This window comes from Hymenobacter yonginensis (genome assembly GCF_027625995.1).
In the GTDB taxonomy this organism is placed as follows: domain Bacteria; phylum Bacteroidota; class Bacteroidia; order Cytophagales; family Hymenobacteraceae; genus Hymenobacter; species Hymenobacter yonginensis.
On sequence record NZ_CP115396.1, the window covers coordinates 3,410,338 to 3,427,710 of the forward strand.

Genomic DNA, 17,373 nt, shown 5'->3' on the forward strand with positions numbered 1-17,373 from the left:
CCGGAGGCCCATTGTGAGCACCCCAGATTCCTCGCGCTGCTCGGAATGACAGTTAGAACGACTTGATGATTTCGGTGAAGTCGCGCGACTTGAGGGCGGCGCCGCCGATGAGGCCGCCGTCTACGTCGGGCTGGCTGAACAGCTCGCGGGCGTTCTGGGCGTTGGCCGAGCCGCCGTAGAGGATGGTGGTGCTCAGGGCCGCCTCGGCGTCATAGGCGCGTGCAATCTGCTCGCGGATGAAAGCGTGCACCTCCTGCGCCTGGGCGCTGGTGGCCGTTTTGCCGGTCCCGATGGCCCAGATGGGCTCGTAGGCAATTACTACCTGGTCGAACTCTTCATTGCTGAGGTGGAACAGGCCGTCTTTCAGCTGCTTGCTGATGTAGTCGAAGGTTTCGTCGGCTTCGCGGGTTTCCAGGCTTTCGCCCACGCAGAAGATGGGCTTGAGGCCAGCGGCCAGGGCAGCTTTTAGCTTCTGGCTCAGCAGCTCGTCGTCCTCGCGGAAATACTGGCGGCGCTCCGAGTGGCCCAGAATCACGTACTCCGCACCCACCGACTGCAGCATCTTGGCCGATACCTCACCGGTAAACGCGCCGCTTTCCTTCTGGTGGCAGTTTTGGGCACCCAAATGGAACTGGCCGCCCGTGGGCAGCTGCTTGCCGATGGAAGCCAGGAACGGAAACGGCGGGCAGATAACCACCTCCACCGCGGAGCCGGTTACTTCATCCTGCACCATGTTGGTGATTTCAGACACCAGCGCTAGGCCATCCTGGAGGGTCATGTTCATTTTCCAGTTGCCGGCAACGAGGTTCTTGCGCATAAGAAGAAGAAGACGAGTAGAAAGGGAAGTTGTTGAAGGGCCAAATTACGGACAATTCAGACGCCCAGCGCCCGGCGCCGGCGGCGCGAGGCCAGCACGAAGCTGCCCGCCGCCACCACCACGGCGCCCGCCAGCGCGGCCCAGGCCAACTCGGGGTACTCGGGCCGGCGCGCCACCCAGATGGCCAGCAGCGCCCACGCCCCTACCAGCGCCGGGGCCTCGTCGCGGAATTCGCGGCTCAATAGCAGCCCCAGGCCCACCACCACGGCCAGCAGCAGCAGCGTCAGGAGCACCGTGAGGTTTTCGGCGGTCTGCCAGCCCAGCTGCCGCAGACCAATGGTGATGTTGATGGTGGCGGCCACCGAAATCCAGCCCAGGTACAGGGCAAACGGCACGCTGGCCCAGCGCGGCGCGCTGTGCCCCAGCACCCGCCGCCGCGCCCGGCCATACACCACAATCAAGGCAGCCAGAATCACGAGCATGGTGGCTACGCTGGGCAGAATGTGCTCAAAGGCAAACAGCACCACCCAGCCGGCCGTGGCCACACTGGCCAGCGTGAGGGGCTTGGCTACAGCGTCGGGCAGGGTGAGCTGGCGCTGGGCCGGCAGCAGCTGCCACACGGCGTACACCGTCAGGGCCAGAAAAATCAGGCCCCAGATGCTGAACGCGTAGCCGGCCGGCGTGAGCAGCGTCGGGTACTTGGCCGACACCTCGCCCATGTTCTGCCCGTTGAACGGAAAGGCGTTGGAGTAGTAGTTGAGGAAGATGTTGCCGAAGATGGCGGCGGCGGCCAGCCAGCGCCAATGGCGGCCGGCAGCGGCGGAGTGTGAGGGAGCAGACATACAAGCAAAGAAAGCAGGCTTCCGTCTACGGCCACGCTACCGCAATGTTGACGCCGGCCCGCGCCACGCTCAGGGCCCGTTCAGGGCACGCGCAGCACGCTGGCCGAAAAGCGGGCCGGGGGCTGCTGCCACTCCTGCCACAGCTGCTGCCGGTGCGGCGCCTCGCCCAGCAGCCAGTTGAAAGCCGACTCGGCATCCAGGAAGAAATGTAGCGCAAACGGCGGCTTCAGGGCCGGCTCGTGCACCGGGGCGGTAGCCACCAGGTAGTTGTGCATATCCGTCGGGAGCACCAGGGCCAGGTGCTGCACGGGCGTGGTGGCCATGGCCGCAAACCACTCCTGCGCAATCCAGGTCTGCTCGGGCAGGCCCAGCGGCGGCACGCCCAGCATATCCACCAGCCAGTTGGTGACGTGCTTGCGACGGCTGAACGCCATCAGCCACTCCAGCGCCGGCCGGAAGCCCTGCACCTGCTGCCCAGCCCGCCACGCCACGCGCAGCAACCCGGTAGCGGCGTCATGCTGCACCCGCAGCATCGGATTTTCCATAATCATCATAGCCCGCTGCGCATCCGTTTATCCCTATATAAGATACTTGATTTGGCGCATTTATCAAGCAGCTATGGCCGTAAAAAGCACCGCCCCCAACCGGCACGAAGCTGGTTGGGGGCGGTTGGAAGTTGAACGGTGTAGAGACGCAATATTTTGCGTCTCGTCGTTGAACGGTACCGTTAAACGATTAAAGTAACAACATCAGCAACAACGAGACTTCAACTATTGCGTCTCTACATCGTTCAGCCAGCTTTCTACAGCTTCTCGGCCAAGAAACGGGCGGTGTGGTTGGTGTCTTTGTGCTTCACCATTTCCTCGGGCGTGCCTTCAAACAGCAGGTGGCCGCCGTTGATGCCACCCTCGGGGCCGAGGTCAATCACCCAGTCGGCGCACTTGATGATGTCCATGTTGTGCTCGATGATGAGCACCGAGTTGCCCTGCTCCACCAGCGCGTTGAGGGCCGTCATCAGCTTGTTGATGTCGTGGAAGTGCAGGCCGGTGCTAGGCTCGTCGAAGATGAACAGGATTTTATCGTTCTGCAGGGTGTTGCCCTTAGTCAGGAACGAGGCCAGCTTCACGCGCTGGGCCTCCCCGCCCGACAGCGTGTTGGCCGACTGCCCCAACCGAATGTAGCCCAGGCCCACATCATCGAGCGGCTTGAGGCGCTCCACGATTTTGGGCTGATCCTTGAAGAAGGTGATGCTGTCCTCGATGGTCATGTCGAGCACGTCGTTGATGGCCTTGTCCTGGAACTTCACGTCCAGCACGTCCTGCTTGAACTTGCGGCCCTCGCAGGCTTCGCAGGTCAGGTAGATGTCGGCCATGAACTGCATTTCAATCTTCACCTGACCCTCGCCCTGGCACACCTCGCAGCGGCCCCCGTCAATATTGAAGGAGAAGTGCGAGGGTTTGAAGCCCCGGGCCTTGGCCAGCGGCTGATCGGCAAACAGGGTCCGGATGGCGTCGTAAGCCTTCACGTAGGTTACCGGGTTGGAGCGGCTGCTCTTGCCGATGGGGTTCTGGTCGACGAACTCGACGTGGGTTACCTGGCCGTTCACGCCGGTGAGGCGGTCGAACTTGCCGGTAGCCTCGCCCGCGCCGCCGCCCAGCTGCTTGAGCAGGGCCGGGGCCAGAATCCGCCGAATCAGCGTGCTTTTGCCGGAACCTGATACGCCCGTTACCACCGTCATCACGTTCAGCGGGAACTTGACGCTCACGTTTTTGAGGTTGTTTTCGCGGGCGCCGGTCAACTCCAGGGCGTTGCGCCAGGGGCGGCGGGTTTTAGGCACTTCCACCGCCATGCGGCCGCTCAGGTACTGGCCGGTGTAAGTGTCGGAGATCAGCACCTCGGCATACGTGCCCTGAAACTGCAGGATACCGCCACCCGAGCCGGCCTCGGGCCCGATGTCGATGATCTGGTCGGCCTGCTCCATCATCTTATCCTCGTGCTCCACCACAATCACGGTGTTGCCGAGCTGCTGCAAGGAGCGCAGCACCCCAATCAGCTGCTCGGCATCCTTGGGGTGCAGACCAATCGAGGGCTCATCGAGAATGTACATGGAGCCCACCAGCGCCGAACCCAGCGAGGTAGCCAACGAAATCCGCTGGCTTTCCCCGCCCGACAGCGTGCTGCTGAGGCGGTTGAGCGTGAGGTAGCCCAAACCCACGCGGTTCAGATACTCCAAGCGGTTGGTGACTTCCGTCACGAGGCGCTCGGCTACCTTGGCTTCGTGCTCGGGCAGGTCGAGGGTCTGGAAAAACTCCAGGGCCCGGCTCACCGGCAGCAGTACCAGATCGGTGATGCTCTGGCCCTGAATCTTGACGTACTGGGCGTCTTTGCGCAGGCGGGTGCCCCGGCAGTCAGGGCAAGTGGTGCGGCCCCGGTAGCGGCTCTGCAGCACCCGGTACTGGATTTTGTGGGTCTGCTCGCTCACCCACTTGAAGTAGGTATCGAGGCCGTCGAAGTACTTGTTGCCCTTCCAGAGCAGGGTGCGCTCGGCTTCGCTCAGCTCGTTGTAGGGCCGATGAATGGGGAAATCGAACCGGATGCCGTTTTTGAGCAGGGGCTTCAGCCACTCGCTCTGCTTGTCGGTGCGCCAGGGAGCAATGGCACCCTCGTACACCGTCAGGCTCTTATCCGGAATCACCAAATCCTCGTCAATGCCCAGCACCGAGCCAAACCCCTCGCAGGTCTGGCAGGCGCCGTAGGGGTTGTTGAAGGAGAAGAAGTTGACGCTCGGCTCCTCGAACACCACCCCATCCAGTTCGAACCGGTCGGAGAATTGCTTGGTGGTGGGTTCTGTGGCGGTGCTGGCCCGCTCGCTGACCAGCAAGCTGCCGTGGCCCTCGAAGAAGGCAGTTTGCACGGAATCGGCGAGGCGGAAGGTCAGGTCTTCGTCGCCGGGGATGATGACGGCGCGGTCAATCATGATGAAGACTTCGCCCGTTACTTCGGGCTGGCCTTCGGCAATCAGCTCTTCGATGAAGGCGGTTTCGCCGTTCACTACTACCCGGCTGTAGCCTTTCTGGAGCAGCAGATCCAGCTCCTTGCTCATGGGGCGGCCGTCCTGGGCGGGCTGCAGGGGGGCCAGCAGCATCACGCGGGTATCGGCGGGCAGGCGCATGAGGTAGTCCACCACGTCGGCCACGTTGTCCTTCTTCACCTGCTCGCCGCTGATGGGCGAGTAGGTGCGGCCCACCCGCGCAAACAGCAGCTTCAGGTAGTCGTAGATTTCGGTGCTGGTGCCCACCGTGGAGCGGTTGTTCTTGATGCTGACCTTCTGCTCGATGGCAATGGCCGGCGAGATGCCCCGGATGTAGTCCACGTCGGGCTTGTCCATCCGGCCCAGGAACTGGCGGGCGTAGCTGCTGAGGCTCTCCACATACATGCGCTGGCCCTCGGCATACAGCGTATCAAACGCCAACGAGGACTTGCCCGAGCCCGACAGGCCCGTCACCACAATGAACTTGTTGCGCGGCAGGGCCACGCTCAGGTTCTTGAGGTTGTGGACGCGGGCGTTTTTGATGAGGATAAACTCGCGCGGGTCGAGCTGGTCAATGGGATCAGCCGCGGGGGCGGCTACTTGCAGAGCGGAATTGTCAGCCATAGAACGGGTAAACAGCCGGGGCCCGGGGTTTGGTTTCCCTGGGCGCGGTTTAGGTCAGGCGAAGGTACGGGGGATTGAGGCGGGGCGGAACTAGTAAGGCAACAACAGCCGGCAGGCGGCCACAAATTCTTAACATTGCATTACGCCCTTTATCCTCTCCTGATGTCCACTACAAGTCCGTTAGCTTCTCTCTATACCGTTTTACAAGCCGTTCGCACCAGTGCCGAACTCAACGCGCCACTACTCCGCAAGAATGAGGCAGCTACTCGCACCGTTCTGATTGACCCTATACTGCGGGTGCTTGGCTGGGATACAGCAAATGTGCTCATGGTAGAGCCTGAGAAAACTATCAACTCATCTTGGCGTGCGGATTATGCTTTACATAACAGCGAGGGCAAGATTTCCTGTCTTATCGAGGCAAAATGCTTGAACTCCGATTTGCAACATAAGTCAGTAGTACAACAGGTACTAGGCTATGCCTTTGGATTTGGCATCACGAAAATAGTTTTGACAGATGGAATGAAGTGGCACTTCTATGATGATTTCAAACCCGGTGATACCCCTCTTACAGCTGGCTTCGACATCAAAAAAGACACTTTAGCCACATGTGCGCTGCTATTGCTGACATGGCTGGATGCCGCCCATAGCGGACATGGCATCAACATACCTATTTCTTCCGCACCGAAAGCCGCTTTTGCTTCTCCAAGTATTGCCCACATCCCGGAGCAGCCAAAGCCTCAGAAAGAAGCAACTGACCAAACAGCCTTTATATGCCTGACTCACCTTACCACGCTTTCTGCCTTACCTGAGCAGAAACCCAGACAACTCCGACTGCCTGATGGCTCAGTGTTGGCCATTAAGACTTGGAAGGATATTCTGATAAAAACCAGCCTTTACGTTCTCCAACACCAGCCAACTGTTACTATACCCTATCCCGACAAAGCCGGTAAGAAGAAGTCTTTGTTCGGTTGGGAGAAACCCGCCGCCGGCATTGGTTACAAGGAAACCGCCCTGCACGGACGCCCCCTATTCATCTACACTAATTACAGCGCGCCTGACTGCGTGGCAAATACTTTGCACGCGCTGAAACTGCTGCCCGGCAAAGAGACCGAAGCAGTTGCTGTTGCTTTTTAGCAAGCCCTACTTCTTCAGCCCCTTCCCTACTACCCGCGTCCACACCCGGTAACCGGCAGGTGTCATGTGCAGGCTGTCTGATACGTAGAACTGCGGCTGCGGGCGGCCGTTGTGGCCCAGCAGCGGCGTGGCGGTATCCACGTAGCGCAGGTATTGCGGGTGGGCGGCCACGTACTCGCGGATGAGGCGGTTGGCTTCCTGCACTTTCGGGTAGAGCGCCCAGCGCGAGGGGCTGGGCTTGATGGCCAGAAATACCAGCGGCACCTTGGGCAGCTTCTGCTGCATCAGCTGCTCAAACGCCAGAAACGACTGAAACACTTCCTGCGGCGTAGCGCCGGCCCCAATGTCGTTATCGCCCTCGTAGAGCACCACCTGCCGGGGCTGGTAAGCCACCACCAGCTTCTCGAAGAAGTACAGCGCGTCTGGGAAGCGGGAGCCGCCGAAGCCGCGGTTGAGCACCGGGCGGCCCGGGAAGTCCTGGCGCAGCGTTTCCCACTTGCGGATGGATGAGCTGCCGTAGAACAGAATGGGCTTGCGCAGCGGCGGCGTGAGGCTGTCCTGGCGGGCGAAGGCGCGCAGCTCTTGCGTCCACTGGGCGGGGTTGAGGGGCGGCACGGTGGCCGACTGGGCCACACCTTGGCCGGGAGCCGCCAGCAGCAGGCCGGCGGCAACGGCCAGCCAGCGCATCGAATTCAGCATAAACATACAAGAAAGAGGAAGCCGCGTGGTAACTATGTATCCAGTAGTCGGCCGACACGTACCAAAGGCTGCATCTTCCACCTTTTGCGCCGGCCCGGCGAGCGGGCCGCCTGCCGTATGCCCATCGAACTTTTCATTGGCGACGTGACGCTGGAACGGTTTCCCGGCAAGGGCGGCTGGACGTATGCGCCGCTGCCGGCCACGGTGGCGGCTCCCAGGTCGTGGTTCAACCAACTGCGGGTAAGCGGGCAGATTGACGACTTTGCACTCGAAAATGCCACGCTGATGCCGCTGGGTGGGGGCCGGCTGTTTCTGCCGGTGCGCGCCGCTATCCGCAAGCAAATCGGCAAGGAAGCCGGCGACGTGGTGCGCCTGCAGCTGCTGTGCGCCGACGAAGAGGCGCCCCTCACGGTAACATCCGCGGATTTCACGGAGTGCTTGGCCGAAGTGCCCGGGGCGCTGGCCTGCTACGCGCAGCTGCCCGCCGCCACCCGGCAAACCTGGGTGGCGTGGGTGGCCGCCGCCCCCACCGACGAGCAGAAAGTAGCCCGCATGGAAACCGCCTGTCAGCGCCTGGCCGCGCACGCCGGCCCGGGCCCCTGCGTGCCCCCAGCCTGACGGCAAGCACCCTGAGCACTACGAATCCGGTGGATGGCAGCGGGTTGGGAGCAGGCCCCGGCGCAACTTCCGGGTGGCGGAGCGGGTATAGCCAACGTATCTGTTACTTCCCACCAGCCTTTCTTCGCCATGAAAACCACCGCCAATATCTTCCTCTTCCTGCTTACCGTGCTGGTAAGCGCCTGCTCGCCCTCGGTGGCCGTGCAGCAGCGCCCCGGCACCGACTTCTCGCAGTATAAAACCTACGACTGGGCCACCACGGAGGTAAAATCGGCCAGCTCGGCCAACCCGATTTACAAGAGCAGCCTCAACGACCAGCAGATTCAGAGCGCCATCAGCTCGGAGCTGGCCAAGCGCGGCATCCGGCAGGCCACGGGCCGCACCAAGCCCGATTTCTACCTGACCTACCACCTCTACATTGAGGAGGCCGAGCGCACCGTAACCAACCCGCAGCCGGCCGGCTTCGCCTACCCCTACTCTTTCGCGTACCGGGGCCGCTTCCTGCCTATCAACTACGGCTACTTCTACTCGTCGCCGTACTACAACACCGGCACCCGCACCGAAACCTTCACCGAAGGCACCATGATTCTGGACTTCGTGGATGCGCGCAGCAACAACTTGGTGTGGCGCGGCTCGGTGGCCGACGCCGTGGGCAACCCCGGCCGCATCGGCGAGGAATTCTCTAAATCGGCCAAGGATATTCTCGATAAGTTTCCGGTGGAGAAGCTGTAAGCAGCTTGCTTCCGAATAACAAGCCAGAGCCGCAACCTGTCGCGGCTCTGGTGCGTTTGGGCCGGGCCGGTTTGCGGATACTAAAGCTAAAAGCTAGTTCCCCTCCTTGGAAAGGAGGGGAACTAGCTTTTTAGCCTTAGCTGGCTGCTCCCGCCACTCACCCTGCGCCGAGGCTGAACGGCGTAGCTTTGCGGGGCGGGCGAAGGTTGCCCGCTTACAAGTGAGCGGGCATCTATGAGCTTATTGCAGGTTGCGGGGATTTCGGTGCAGGAAAGCAGCCACACGGCGCTGCAGGACATCAGCTTTGCGCTGCCGGAGGGGCGGCGGCTGGCCATTGCGGGCGAAACCGGGGCCGGCAAAAGCACTTTGCTGCAGGTGGTGGCCGGGCTGGTGCAGCCCACGGCCGGCACCATCACGTTCGATGGGCGGCGCGTGCGCGGGCCCCACGACGTGCTGATTCCGGGGCATCCGGGCGTGGCGTATCTGTCGCAGCACTTGGAGCTGCCGCACTCGCTGCGGGTGGAGCAGGTGCTGCGCTACGCCAGCCAGCGGCCGGCCGCCGAAGCCCAGGCCCTCTACGAGCTCTGCCGCATCGGGCACCTGCTGGCGCGCCGCACCGACCAACTGTCGGGTGGCGAGCGGCAGCGCGTGGCGCTGGCCCGGCTGCTGCTGGGCGCCCCGCGCCTGCTGCTGCTCGACGAACCCTTCTCCAACCTCGACCGCGCCCACAAGCAGCAGCTCAAGGCTGTGCTGGAGGATATCGGGGCCGAGCTGGACCTGACCAGCATCCTCGTCTCGCACGACCCCACCGACACGCTGGCCTGGGCCGAGGAGCTGCTGGTGCTGCAGGCGGGCCGGCTGGTGCAGCAGGGCGCGCCCCAGCAGGTGTATCAGCAGCCCGCCAACGAATACACCGCCGGCCTGTTCGGCGACTACAACCTGCTGACCGGGGCGCTGGCCGCGGCGCTAGCGCAGCAGGCCGGCCTGAAGCCCCGCCGCAAGCCGCTGCTGGTGCGGCCCGAGGCCCTGCAGCTCAATCCGGAGGGCCCGGGCCTGGCCGGCACCGTGCGGGCCGTGCGCTTCATGGGCAGCTATTCCGAAGTGGACGTGGCCCTTAAAAGTGGCTGCCTGACCGTGAAAACAGCCGCCCCCACCGTAGCGCCCGGCGAGGCCGTAACAGTGGGCGCCGCGGCGGCGTGGTATCTGGGGTAGAGACGCGAATACGCGTCTCGTCGTTGAACGGCCCGGGGCCGTACTTGCCCGGGCGGCACCACTGTAGAGACGCGTATTCGCGTCTTGTCGTTGAACGACCGGTGTGGGGCCGTGCTGCCCAGGCGGCGCGGACGAAGAGACGCGAATACGCGTCTCTACACTGGTACTAGACCCGCAACGGCCGCTCCTGGGCAGGAGCGGCCGTTGCGGGTTTGCCTGGAGAAGGGCGCACGTCAGATTAGAGTTAGAAGCTAGTTCCCCTCCTTGGAAAGGAGGGGCTAGGGGTGGTTGATGAACGCTAGAACGATTACTAGAATTTATTTCTAAACACCGTTCAACGCTTGTCAACCACCCCTAACCCCTCCTTTCCAAGGAGGGGAACTAGCTTTTTAGCTTGTCGCGCTAGCTGATAGCTTTGGCTGGCTGCTCGGTGCGCTGGGCGGTGTTGATGGTTTGGCGGGCCGACTGGTAGGCGGTGTAGAAGCGGGGCTCGGGGCGCTGGTAGCGCACCAGGTACTTATCGAGGCGGTTGCGGAGCAGGGCTACGGCGGCGCGCAGGTCGGTGGCGAGGGCCTGGGTGTGGGCTTTGCCGTCGGCGGAGGCGAGGCGGGGGGCCGACTGGCCGGCCTGGAAGGCGGTGAGGGCGGCGACCAGCTCGGTGAGCTCCTGCTGCGTGACGCCCTGGTTCTGGAGGGCGGCGAAGTGGGCGGTGGCCTGCTCGTGGATGTTTTTACTGATGCGGGCCAGGTCGTTGTCGGGGGCGCGGCGGAGCTGGCGCTCGGTGTAGTCGGCGTCGGTGTGGAGGCGGATGTCCTGCTGCTCGTCGGCGTGGGCGAGCAGGGCGGCGGCTACTTCGGCGGCGCGCTGGGCCAGGTGCTCCTTGGTGGCCTTCTTCACGGCCCCGGCGCTGCGGGGGGCGGCGGCGCTTTGCTGGGTGGCGGCGGTGGGGTCCAGGTCCTGGACCAGGGCGGCCAACTCGGCGCGGGCGGTGCCCAGGGCTTTGTTGGCGGCATAGACCTCGGCATACTGGTCGAGGACGGCGAGGGTGGCCTGCATCATAGTGAGGCGGGCGCGTTGTTTATCGGTCATAAGAGCATAAGTGTTAAGTACCTGCGGAAGATAAGCGGTGGCCGGGAGCATCTGCCAAGCTGAACGGCAACTTTTTTTGCCGAAGTGGCAACGCCCGCTGCCGCCCTGACAACGCCCCCCGCCCCGGTGGCAACGCCCGCTGCCCGCGTGACACCTGGCGCTGACCGGGTGGCAAGGCCCTCGGCCCCCGTGACAAGGCCCCCTGACCCGGTGGCACCGCCCGCTGCCCCCGTGACAAGGGCCGCTGCCCCGGTGACAACGCCCGGTGGCGGGCTGACAAGCCGGGCTAACCGGGTGGCATCCGCTGGTAACGGGGGCGCGACGCCCTCAGCCCGCCGCCGCAGAGGCTGTAGCAGCGGCGGGAGTGGGTGTGGTGGGCGTGAGAGGTGTACCTGAAGCAAGTATTGAGAACTATTTTCTCAATATTCCGCACATTTGAGAAAGCCCTAGACTTATGGACTACTACGCACAGATTTCTATCAACCCTGAGGTACGCTTCGGGCGGCCGTGCATTACGGGCACGCGCATCAGCGTGGCCGATGTGCTGGGCTGGCTGGGCAGCGGCCAGACAATACCGGAGATTCTGGAGGACTTCCCGGAGCTGACTCAGGCGCAGATTCAGGCCTGCCTGCTCTACGCCGCCGACCGGGAGCGGCATCTGCGCATTGCCGGATGAAGCTGCTGCTGGACGAAAACATTTCCTACCGGGTAGTGGCCCTGCTGGCCGAGGCTTTCCCCGGCTCGGAGCAGGTGCGGCGACTGGGCCTGCTGGGCAAAACCGACCGCCTCATTTGGGATTATGCCCGTCAGCATGAGTTCGTTATCGTCACCCACGACGACGATTTTGTGGAGCTGAGCACGCTTTACGGTGCTCCGCCGAAGGTTCTGTTGCTCCGGGCCGGCAACCTGCCCACCGCCGCCCTGGCCGCGTTGCTGCAGCAGCATCAGGCTACGATAGAAGCTGAACTGGCCTCTGGCACTGATACGTATTGCCTGACACTGTATGGGGAGCTACGGTAATCGTGGCCCTAGCGGTGCAGCCCCATTTTGCTATGCATTTTTTAAAGCAAGTGTTGCGTTCGTAAACTTGCAATCCTAACTCCCAACATTCTGACTAACTATTAACATGCAGAAGAAATATTATATTGTAATTGGATCTTTGATTTTACTGCTTCTTATATCTTGGTTTGAATACCTTAAGACAGTTTATAAAGTAGGTATTCAGTCCACATTAATTAATGTGGGGTTTAATGTCCTGATGGCTATTTTAACAGGTTTAATTATTGGTATATATTTTGACATTTCTTCGAGAAAAGAAATATTCAATGATATGTTGAGAAATTTTAATATATCAAAAGAAGTTATAAATGCAGGTATAGTAAAATATTATAGTAATTTTTCCGATTTTGATCTTAGAAATTCGGTAGCCAATTGTAGTGATGTTATTATTTATCTTACATATGGCCAAACAGTATTTAACAATATACGAGACTCATTAACTTCTGTTGCAGGAAAAAAGAACGCTACGATTACTTTGTTTATGTTTCATGAAGACAATCCATTTATAGATGGACTCGGCAATCATTGGGGCGCTAATGATCAAAGCTATGCAGCTGCACGCATCAAGCAAAGAGTTGTAGATTCTCAACAAACTTTGTTTACGTATTTCTCAGATATGAAAGCAAGGAAAAAGCTAAAGGCGAAAGTTAAAATATATATAATGAAAAGGCATCCTGTTTTCTATTCCTTTTATCGAATGGACGATTACATATTATTTTGCCCATCCAAAATATCGGTTGATAAATCAGTAAAGCCTATTGCAATATATGTTAAAGATACATTGGATAAGGGAAGTATTTATAAAAAGTGTATGGAAGAGATAAAAAGCATTATTGATGATCCTACTTCGTACGAACTAAAGCAATTCTAACATGGCTCAGCAAAAGAACATTTGCTTTATAGATTTTGAAACGACTGGAATAGATATTTACAAAGACGAGCCAATAGAAATTGGAGCTTTAGTTGTAGATGGTGAATTAAATATTATAAATAAATTCTACTCTAGAATATCCTTGCCTAATAATGCAATAATAGATAATAGTGCTTTTGATATACATGGAATTAAATATTCAGATCTTTACGAATCTCCATCTCAAGAAAATGTTATTAATTTATTTTTCGAGTCTATGGGAACTGATTATTGCTTCGCTTCATGGAACATAAGCTTTGATGTTGGATTTTTTAAAAAAATATGTTATTACAATAATATGATAGATACATTTAATAAAATAAATTACAGGCATATAGACGTGCAGTCTATTTCTCAGGTTGCAAACAGATTAAATATTTTTAACAAAGAAGTGAACTCTTTATCTGAATGTGTTAATTATTTTTCCTTAAAAAGAAAAAAATATCACAATGCATATGAAGATGCTTTGCTTTGCAAAGAGGTTTATGAGAATATTATAAATAAAATACAAGCAATGATATAGAAGGCAGAGGAGCACAAATACCCCCGCCTTCTATACTATTGCTTACACCCCCACCGTTTCCTCACTCACCAGCTCGCTCAGGATCCGCTTGGCGGCCTGGACGCTTTTCACGTCTTCGAAGGAGATGATGAGCTGTTCTTTGCGCTCCTTCATGGAGGCGGAGCGCGGGTGGGTCTGCACGTAGCTGAGGATGTTGCCGAAGGTGGCGCCCTGGAAGTAGGGCTCGTTGTTGGTGGCCGGGATGAAGCCTTTGAGCAGGTTCTTCTTGAGCGTGAGCTTTTCGAAGCCGGTCTGGCAGGCCAGCCAGCGCAGGCGCACGATGTCGGCGAGCTGCTCCACCTCCTGGGGCAGCGGCCCGAAGCGGTCCACGATGCCGGTGAGCAGCTTGCGTAGCTCCTCGGCGTTTTTGGCCCTATCGAGCTTGCTGTAGAGCTGCAGGCGCTCCGACACGCTGCTCACGTAGCGGTCCGGAATGAGCACCTGCAAGTCGGTTTCGATGTTGCACTCCTTGGGACGGCCGGTGCCGGCGGCTTCCTGCAGGCGCTGGGTGGGGTCGCCGAGGAACAGGTCGCGGAACTCGGTTTCCTTGAGCTCCTGCACGGCTTCGTCGAGAATCTGGTGGTAGGTTTCAAAGCCTAGGTCGTTGATGAAGCCCGACTGCTCGCCGCCCAGCAGGTTGCCCGCGCCCCGGATGTCCAGGTCGCGCATGGCCACGTTGAAGCCCGCGCCCAGGTCCGAGAATTCCTCCAGGGTGCTCAGGCGCTTGCGGGCGTCGGAGGGCAGGCCGGCCACCGGGGGCGTGAGCAGGTAGCAGTAGGCCTTTTTGTTGGAGCGGCCCACGCGGCCCCGCATCTGGTGCAGGTCGGAGAGGCCGTGCATGTGGGCGCGGTTGATGAGGATGGTGTTGGCGTTGGCAATGTCGAGGCCCGATTCGATGAGGGTGGTGGCCACCAGCACGTCGTAGTCGCCGTCCACGAACTTCATCATACGCTTTTCCAGCAGGTCGCCGTCCATCTGGCCGTGCACGTAGGTCACGCGGGCATCGGGCACGAGGCGCAGAATCATGCTGGCCTGCTCCTCAATGTCCTTCACGCGGTTGTGCACGAAAAATACCTGCCCGCCCCGCTTCAGCTCCCGCGAAATGGTGTCGCGGATCAGCAGCTCATCGAACACGTGCAGCTCCGTCTGCACCGGCTGGCGGTTGGGCGGGGGCGTGGCAATCACGCTCAAGTCGCGGGCTCCCATCAGCGAGAAGTGCAGGGTGCGCGGAATAGGCGTGGCCGAGAGCGTGAGCGTGTCCACGTTCACCTTGATTTCCTTGAGCTTGTCCTTGGTTTTCACCCCGAACTTCTGCTCCTCGTCAATCACCAAGAGACCCAGGTCCTTGAACTGCACGTCCTTGTTGGTGAGGCGGTGAGTGCCGATGAGGATGTCGGTTTTGCCGTCGGCCACCCGGCCCAGGGTTTCCTTGATCTGCTTGGTGGTTTTGAAGCGGTTCACGTACTCCACCGTCACGGGCAAGTTGCCGAGCCGCTCGCGGAAGGTTTTGTAGTGCTGCATGGCCAGGATGGTGGTGGGCACCAGCACGGCCACCTGCTTGCCGTCGGCCACGGCCTTGAAGGCGGCCCGGATGGCTACTTCCGTCTTGCCGAAACCCACGTCGCCGCACACGAGGCGGTCCATGGGGTGGGGCACCTCCATGTCGCGCTTCACGTCCTCGGTGGCCTTGGCCTGGTCGGGGGTGTCCTCGTAGATAAAGCTCGATTCCAGCTCGGCCTGCATAAAGGAGTCGTGGGCGAAGGCGTGGCCGGGCGCGGTTTTGCGCTTGGCGTACAGCCGGATCAGCTCGGCTGCAATGTCCTTCACCTTTTTCTTGACCGATTTCTTCTTGTTTTCCCACTCCGGCGAGCCCAGCTTGCTCATGGTGGGCGGCGTGCCCTCGGCCCCGCTGTACTTGGCAATCTTGTGCAGGGCGTGGATGCTGACGGTCAGCACGTCGTCGTCGCGGTACACCAGCCGGATGGCCTCCTGCAGCCTGTCGTTGATTTCTACCTGGGTGAGGCCGGCGAAGCGGGCAATGCCGTAGTCCTGGTGTACCACGTAGTCGCCGGGTACCAGGGTGCGCAGCTCTTTTAGCGTGAGGGCCTTTTTCTTGGAGAACTTGCGGGTTTCCTGGGCCCGGTAGAACCGCTCGAACAGCTGGTGGTCGGTGTAGATAGCCAGGCGCAGCGTCTCGTCGATGAACCCTTCGCGCAGCCCCAGCAGCAGGTGCTGAAACTGCACGTTGTTGTCCAGCTCGTCGAAGATGGTGCGCAGGCGGTCGGCCTGGCGTACCTGCTCGGCGGCAATGATGTTGGTGTAGCCCTTGGCCTGGTTGTCGTGCAGGTTCTTCACGATGCGGTTGAAGTCCTTGCCGAAGCTGGGCTGGGGCTTGGCGCTGAACTGGAACTCCTCCGCGCCGGCCTTGAAGTGGAACCGCTTGCCGAACTCCACTACCGCAAACCCTTCCAGCAGCTTGCGTAGCGTCTTGGCCGACTCAAACAACTCGGCCGGCTTGCTCACCACCTGGGTGCCGCCCGCCACCGCCAGCAGCTCCTGGAAGCCCGCCTCGGCCTTGTCGAAGTACTCATCCACCACGTCCAGCGTCTGGCGCACGTCCTTGGCCCACACGGCGGTGTTTTTCGGGATAAACTCCAGAAACGCCTCCCGCGTCTCCTGTAGCAGCTTGGTCTGCACGTTCGGGATGATGCTCACCTGCTGCCGCTTCTCCACCGACAGCTGGCTTTCCGGGTCAAACGTGCGAATCGTCTCCACCTCATCCCCGAACAGCTCGATGCGGTAGGGCAGCTCGTTGGCGTAGGAGAAGATGTCCACGATGCCCCCGCGCACGGCAAACTGGCCGGCCTCGTACACAAAGTCGCTCCGCTCGAAGTCGTACTCCGCCAGCATGTCGCTCACGAAGTTCACGTCCAGCTTGTCGCCCACCTTCACCAGAAAGGTGTTGGCCACGAGGCTTTTCTTGTTGATAACCTTCTCGAACAGGGCCTCGGGGTATGTCACGATGAGCACACCGGCGGTTTCTTTGGCGCTGGCCTTTCCGCGCTTCTTGCCCTGGCCGTCGGTTTCTGCCGCGTCGGCCGCGTCGTCGGCGGCCTGTTCGGCGGTGGTTTTGGGGCCGCGGTGCGAGTTCAGCTTGTTCAGCACCTCGGCCCGCATCAGCACGTTGGCGTTTTCCGTCTCGTCGAAGCTGTAAGGGCGCTTGTAGGAGGTGGGGAACAGGAGAGGCTCCTCGTCGGGAAGCAGGTGCTGCAGGTCGGCCAGGAAGTAGGCGGCCTCGTCCCGGTCGTGGAGGATGAACAGGTGGTGCTGATCGGGATACTCCTGGTGGACGGCGGCGGCCAGCACGGCATCCTGGGAGCCTACGAGGCCGCGCAGGTGCAGGCGCACGGGCGCTTCGGCCTTGTCGGCGGGCCGCAGGGAGCGACGGGTGGCGGGGTTCAGGCGCGCGCCCAGCGTCATGCCGGTGGGGTCGAGGGCGTAGAGCTTCAGTAAATCGGTGACCTTCAAAACGAGTATCGGCTAGGGAGGAGGCAAAGGTAGAAGCCCGGCCGAATGAAAATCCGGTCGGGCGAGGCAGGCTGACAGGCGCCAACAGGGCGCGGTACTCAATACCACCGGGCGGCCCCGAAAGTTTCCGTCCGACTTGCGCCCGGTTGCCGTATCTTCCGGGTTCATGCAGCTAATGTAGCCCGGGGGGGCATAGGGCAATGGCAGATACGCACAACCAACCAGGCAGCGACGAGTGGGACAACCTGCTGCATCACCTCCGACAGGTGCGCCAGCAGGTGCAGGAACAGGGCCCGTTGCCCGAGCAGGCCAAGGCCGAAGCCACCGACGCCTTCCGGCGCGGCCTGGCCTTGCTGGAAACGCAGGTCCAGGACATCCGCGGCCACCTGAAAGGCAGTTCCGGCAAGTGGTAGGCCGGGCCATACCTCTTACAGTATAGGGCTACGAACTGGTATCCGTGCTTCTGAGAGCAGGGCACCTACTTTATAGCCGGAAGCTACCCGATACTCTTTCCGG

The 17,373-nt window shown here is 60.2% G+C and carries 16 protein-coding genes; 9 read left to right on the forward strand and 7 right to left on the reverse strand.

Annotation, left to right across the window (positions count from 1 at the left end):
• Nucleotides 1-52 precede the first annotated feature (52 nt).
• From tpiA to uvrA, 4 genes are all read right to left on the reverse strand, one after another.
• Nucleotides 53-817, reverse strand: a complete 765-nt coding sequence (gene tpiA, locus O9Z63_RS14780; protein WP_270126032.1) for a triose-phosphate isomerase — start codon at nt 815-817, stop codon at nt 53-55.
• 56 nt (nt 818-873) lie between these two features.
• The gene (locus O9Z63_RS14785; protein WP_270126033.1) at nt 874-1,659 is read right to left on the reverse strand and encodes a hypothetical protein; all 786 of its coding nucleotides are present in this window, start codon (nt 1,657-1,659) and stop codon (nt 874-876) included.
• Nucleotides 1,660-1,739: 80 nt separating this feature from the next.
• Nucleotides 1,740-2,213, reverse strand: a complete 474-nt coding sequence (locus O9Z63_RS14790) for a hypothetical protein (RefSeq protein ID WP_270126034.1) — start codon at nt 2,211-2,213, stop codon at nt 1,740-1,742.
• 248 nt (nt 2,214-2,461) lie between these two features.
• Nucleotides 2,462-5,314 (reverse strand): excinuclease ABC subunit UvrA, encoded by a 2,853-nt coding sequence (uvrA, locus tag O9Z63_RS14795; protein WP_270126035.1) that lies wholly within the window; start codon nt 5,312-5,314, stop codon nt 2,462-2,464.
• A gap of 162 nt (nt 5,315-5,476) precedes the next feature.
• Here uvrA and O9Z63_RS14800 point away from each other — a divergent pair, with 162 nt between their 5' ends.
• Nucleotides 5,477-6,448 carry a hypothetical protein gene (locus O9Z63_RS14800; RefSeq protein WP_270126036.1) on the forward strand — a complete coding sequence of 324 codons (972 nt, stop codon included), beginning with the start codon at nt 5,477-5,479 and terminating at the stop codon, nt 6,446-6,448.
• Nucleotides 6,449-6,454: 6 nt separating this feature from the next.
• Here the strand turns inward: O9Z63_RS14800 and O9Z63_RS14805 are convergent, their stop codons facing one another.
• Nucleotides 6,455-7,147, reverse strand: coding sequence for an SGNH/GDSL hydrolase family protein (locus tag O9Z63_RS14805; RefSeq protein WP_270126037.1), 693 nt, complete (start codon nt 7,145-7,147; stop codon nt 6,455-6,457).
• Nucleotides 7,148-7,264: 117 nt separating this feature from the next.
• On the opposite strand from O9Z63_RS14805, the gene O9Z63_RS14810 reads away from it, so the two are divergent.
• From O9Z63_RS14810 to O9Z63_RS14820, 3 genes are all read left to right on the forward strand, one after another.
• On the forward strand, nt 7,265-7,765 hold the full coding sequence (locus tag O9Z63_RS14810; protein ID WP_270126038.1) for a YdeI/OmpD-associated family protein: 501 nt from the start codon (nt 7,265-7,267) through the stop codon (nt 7,763-7,765).
• 129 nt (nt 7,766-7,894) lie between these two features.
• Nucleotides 7,895-8,497 carry a DUF4136 domain-containing protein gene (locus tag O9Z63_RS14815; RefSeq protein WP_270126040.1) on the forward strand — a complete coding sequence of 201 codons (603 nt, stop codon included), beginning with the start codon at nt 7,895-7,897 and terminating at the stop codon, nt 8,495-8,497.
• Between the two features lie 234 nt (nt 8,498-8,731).
• Nucleotides 8,732-9,709, forward strand: coding sequence for an ABC transporter ATP-binding protein (locus tag O9Z63_RS14820; RefSeq protein ID WP_270126041.1), 978 nt, complete (start codon nt 8,732-8,734; stop codon nt 9,707-9,709).
• 402 nt (nt 9,710-10,111) lie between these two features.
• On the opposite strand, the gene O9Z63_RS14825 is transcribed toward O9Z63_RS14820, so the two are convergent.
• Complete coding sequence (locus tag O9Z63_RS14825) at nt 10,112-10,798, reverse strand: hypothetical protein (RefSeq protein WP_270126042.1); 687 nt, start codon at nt 10,796-10,798, stop codon at nt 10,112-10,114.
• A 454-nt stretch (nt 10,799-11,252) separates the two neighbouring features.
• Here O9Z63_RS14825 and O9Z63_RS14830 point away from each other — a divergent pair, with 454 nt between their 5' ends.
• From O9Z63_RS14830 to O9Z63_RS14845, 4 genes are all read left to right on the forward strand, one after another.
• Complete coding sequence (locus tag O9Z63_RS14830) at nt 11,253-11,474, forward strand: DUF433 domain-containing protein (protein WP_270126043.1); 222 nt, start codon at nt 11,253-11,255, stop codon at nt 11,472-11,474.
• Complete coding sequence (locus O9Z63_RS14835; protein ID WP_270126044.1) at nt 11,471-11,818, forward strand: DUF5615 family PIN-like protein; 348 nt, start codon at nt 11,471-11,473, stop codon at nt 11,816-11,818. Before O9Z63_RS14830 ends, O9Z63_RS14835 begins: the two co-directional genes overlap by 4 nt.
• 106 nt (nt 11,819-11,924) lie before the next feature.
• The gene (locus O9Z63_RS14840; protein WP_270126045.1) at nt 11,925-12,728 is read left to right on the forward strand and encodes a hypothetical protein; all 804 of its coding nucleotides are present in this window, start codon (nt 11,925-11,927) and stop codon (nt 12,726-12,728) included.
• A gap of 1 nt (nt 12,729) precedes the next feature.
• Nucleotides 12,730-13,290, forward strand: a complete 561-nt coding sequence (locus O9Z63_RS14845) for a 3'-5' exonuclease (RefSeq protein WP_270126046.1) — start codon at nt 12,730-12,732, stop codon at nt 13,288-13,290.
• 42 nt (nt 13,291-13,332) lie between these two features.
• On the opposite strand, the gene mfd is transcribed toward O9Z63_RS14845, so the two are convergent.
• Nucleotides 13,333-16,857: a transcription-repair coupling factor gene (gene mfd / locus O9Z63_RS14850; RefSeq protein WP_408613548.1), complete on the reverse strand. Its 3,525-nt coding sequence runs from the start codon at nt 16,855-16,857 to the stop codon at nt 13,333-13,335.
• 200 nt (nt 16,858-17,057) lie between these two features.
• Here mfd and O9Z63_RS14855 point away from each other — a divergent pair, with 200 nt between their 5' ends.
• A complete protein-coding gene (locus O9Z63_RS14855) occupies nt 17,058-17,270 on the forward strand; it encodes a hypothetical protein (RefSeq protein ID WP_270126047.1) in 213 nt (70 codons plus the stop codon).
• The last annotated feature ends 103 nt before the right edge of the window (nt 17,271-17,373 follow it).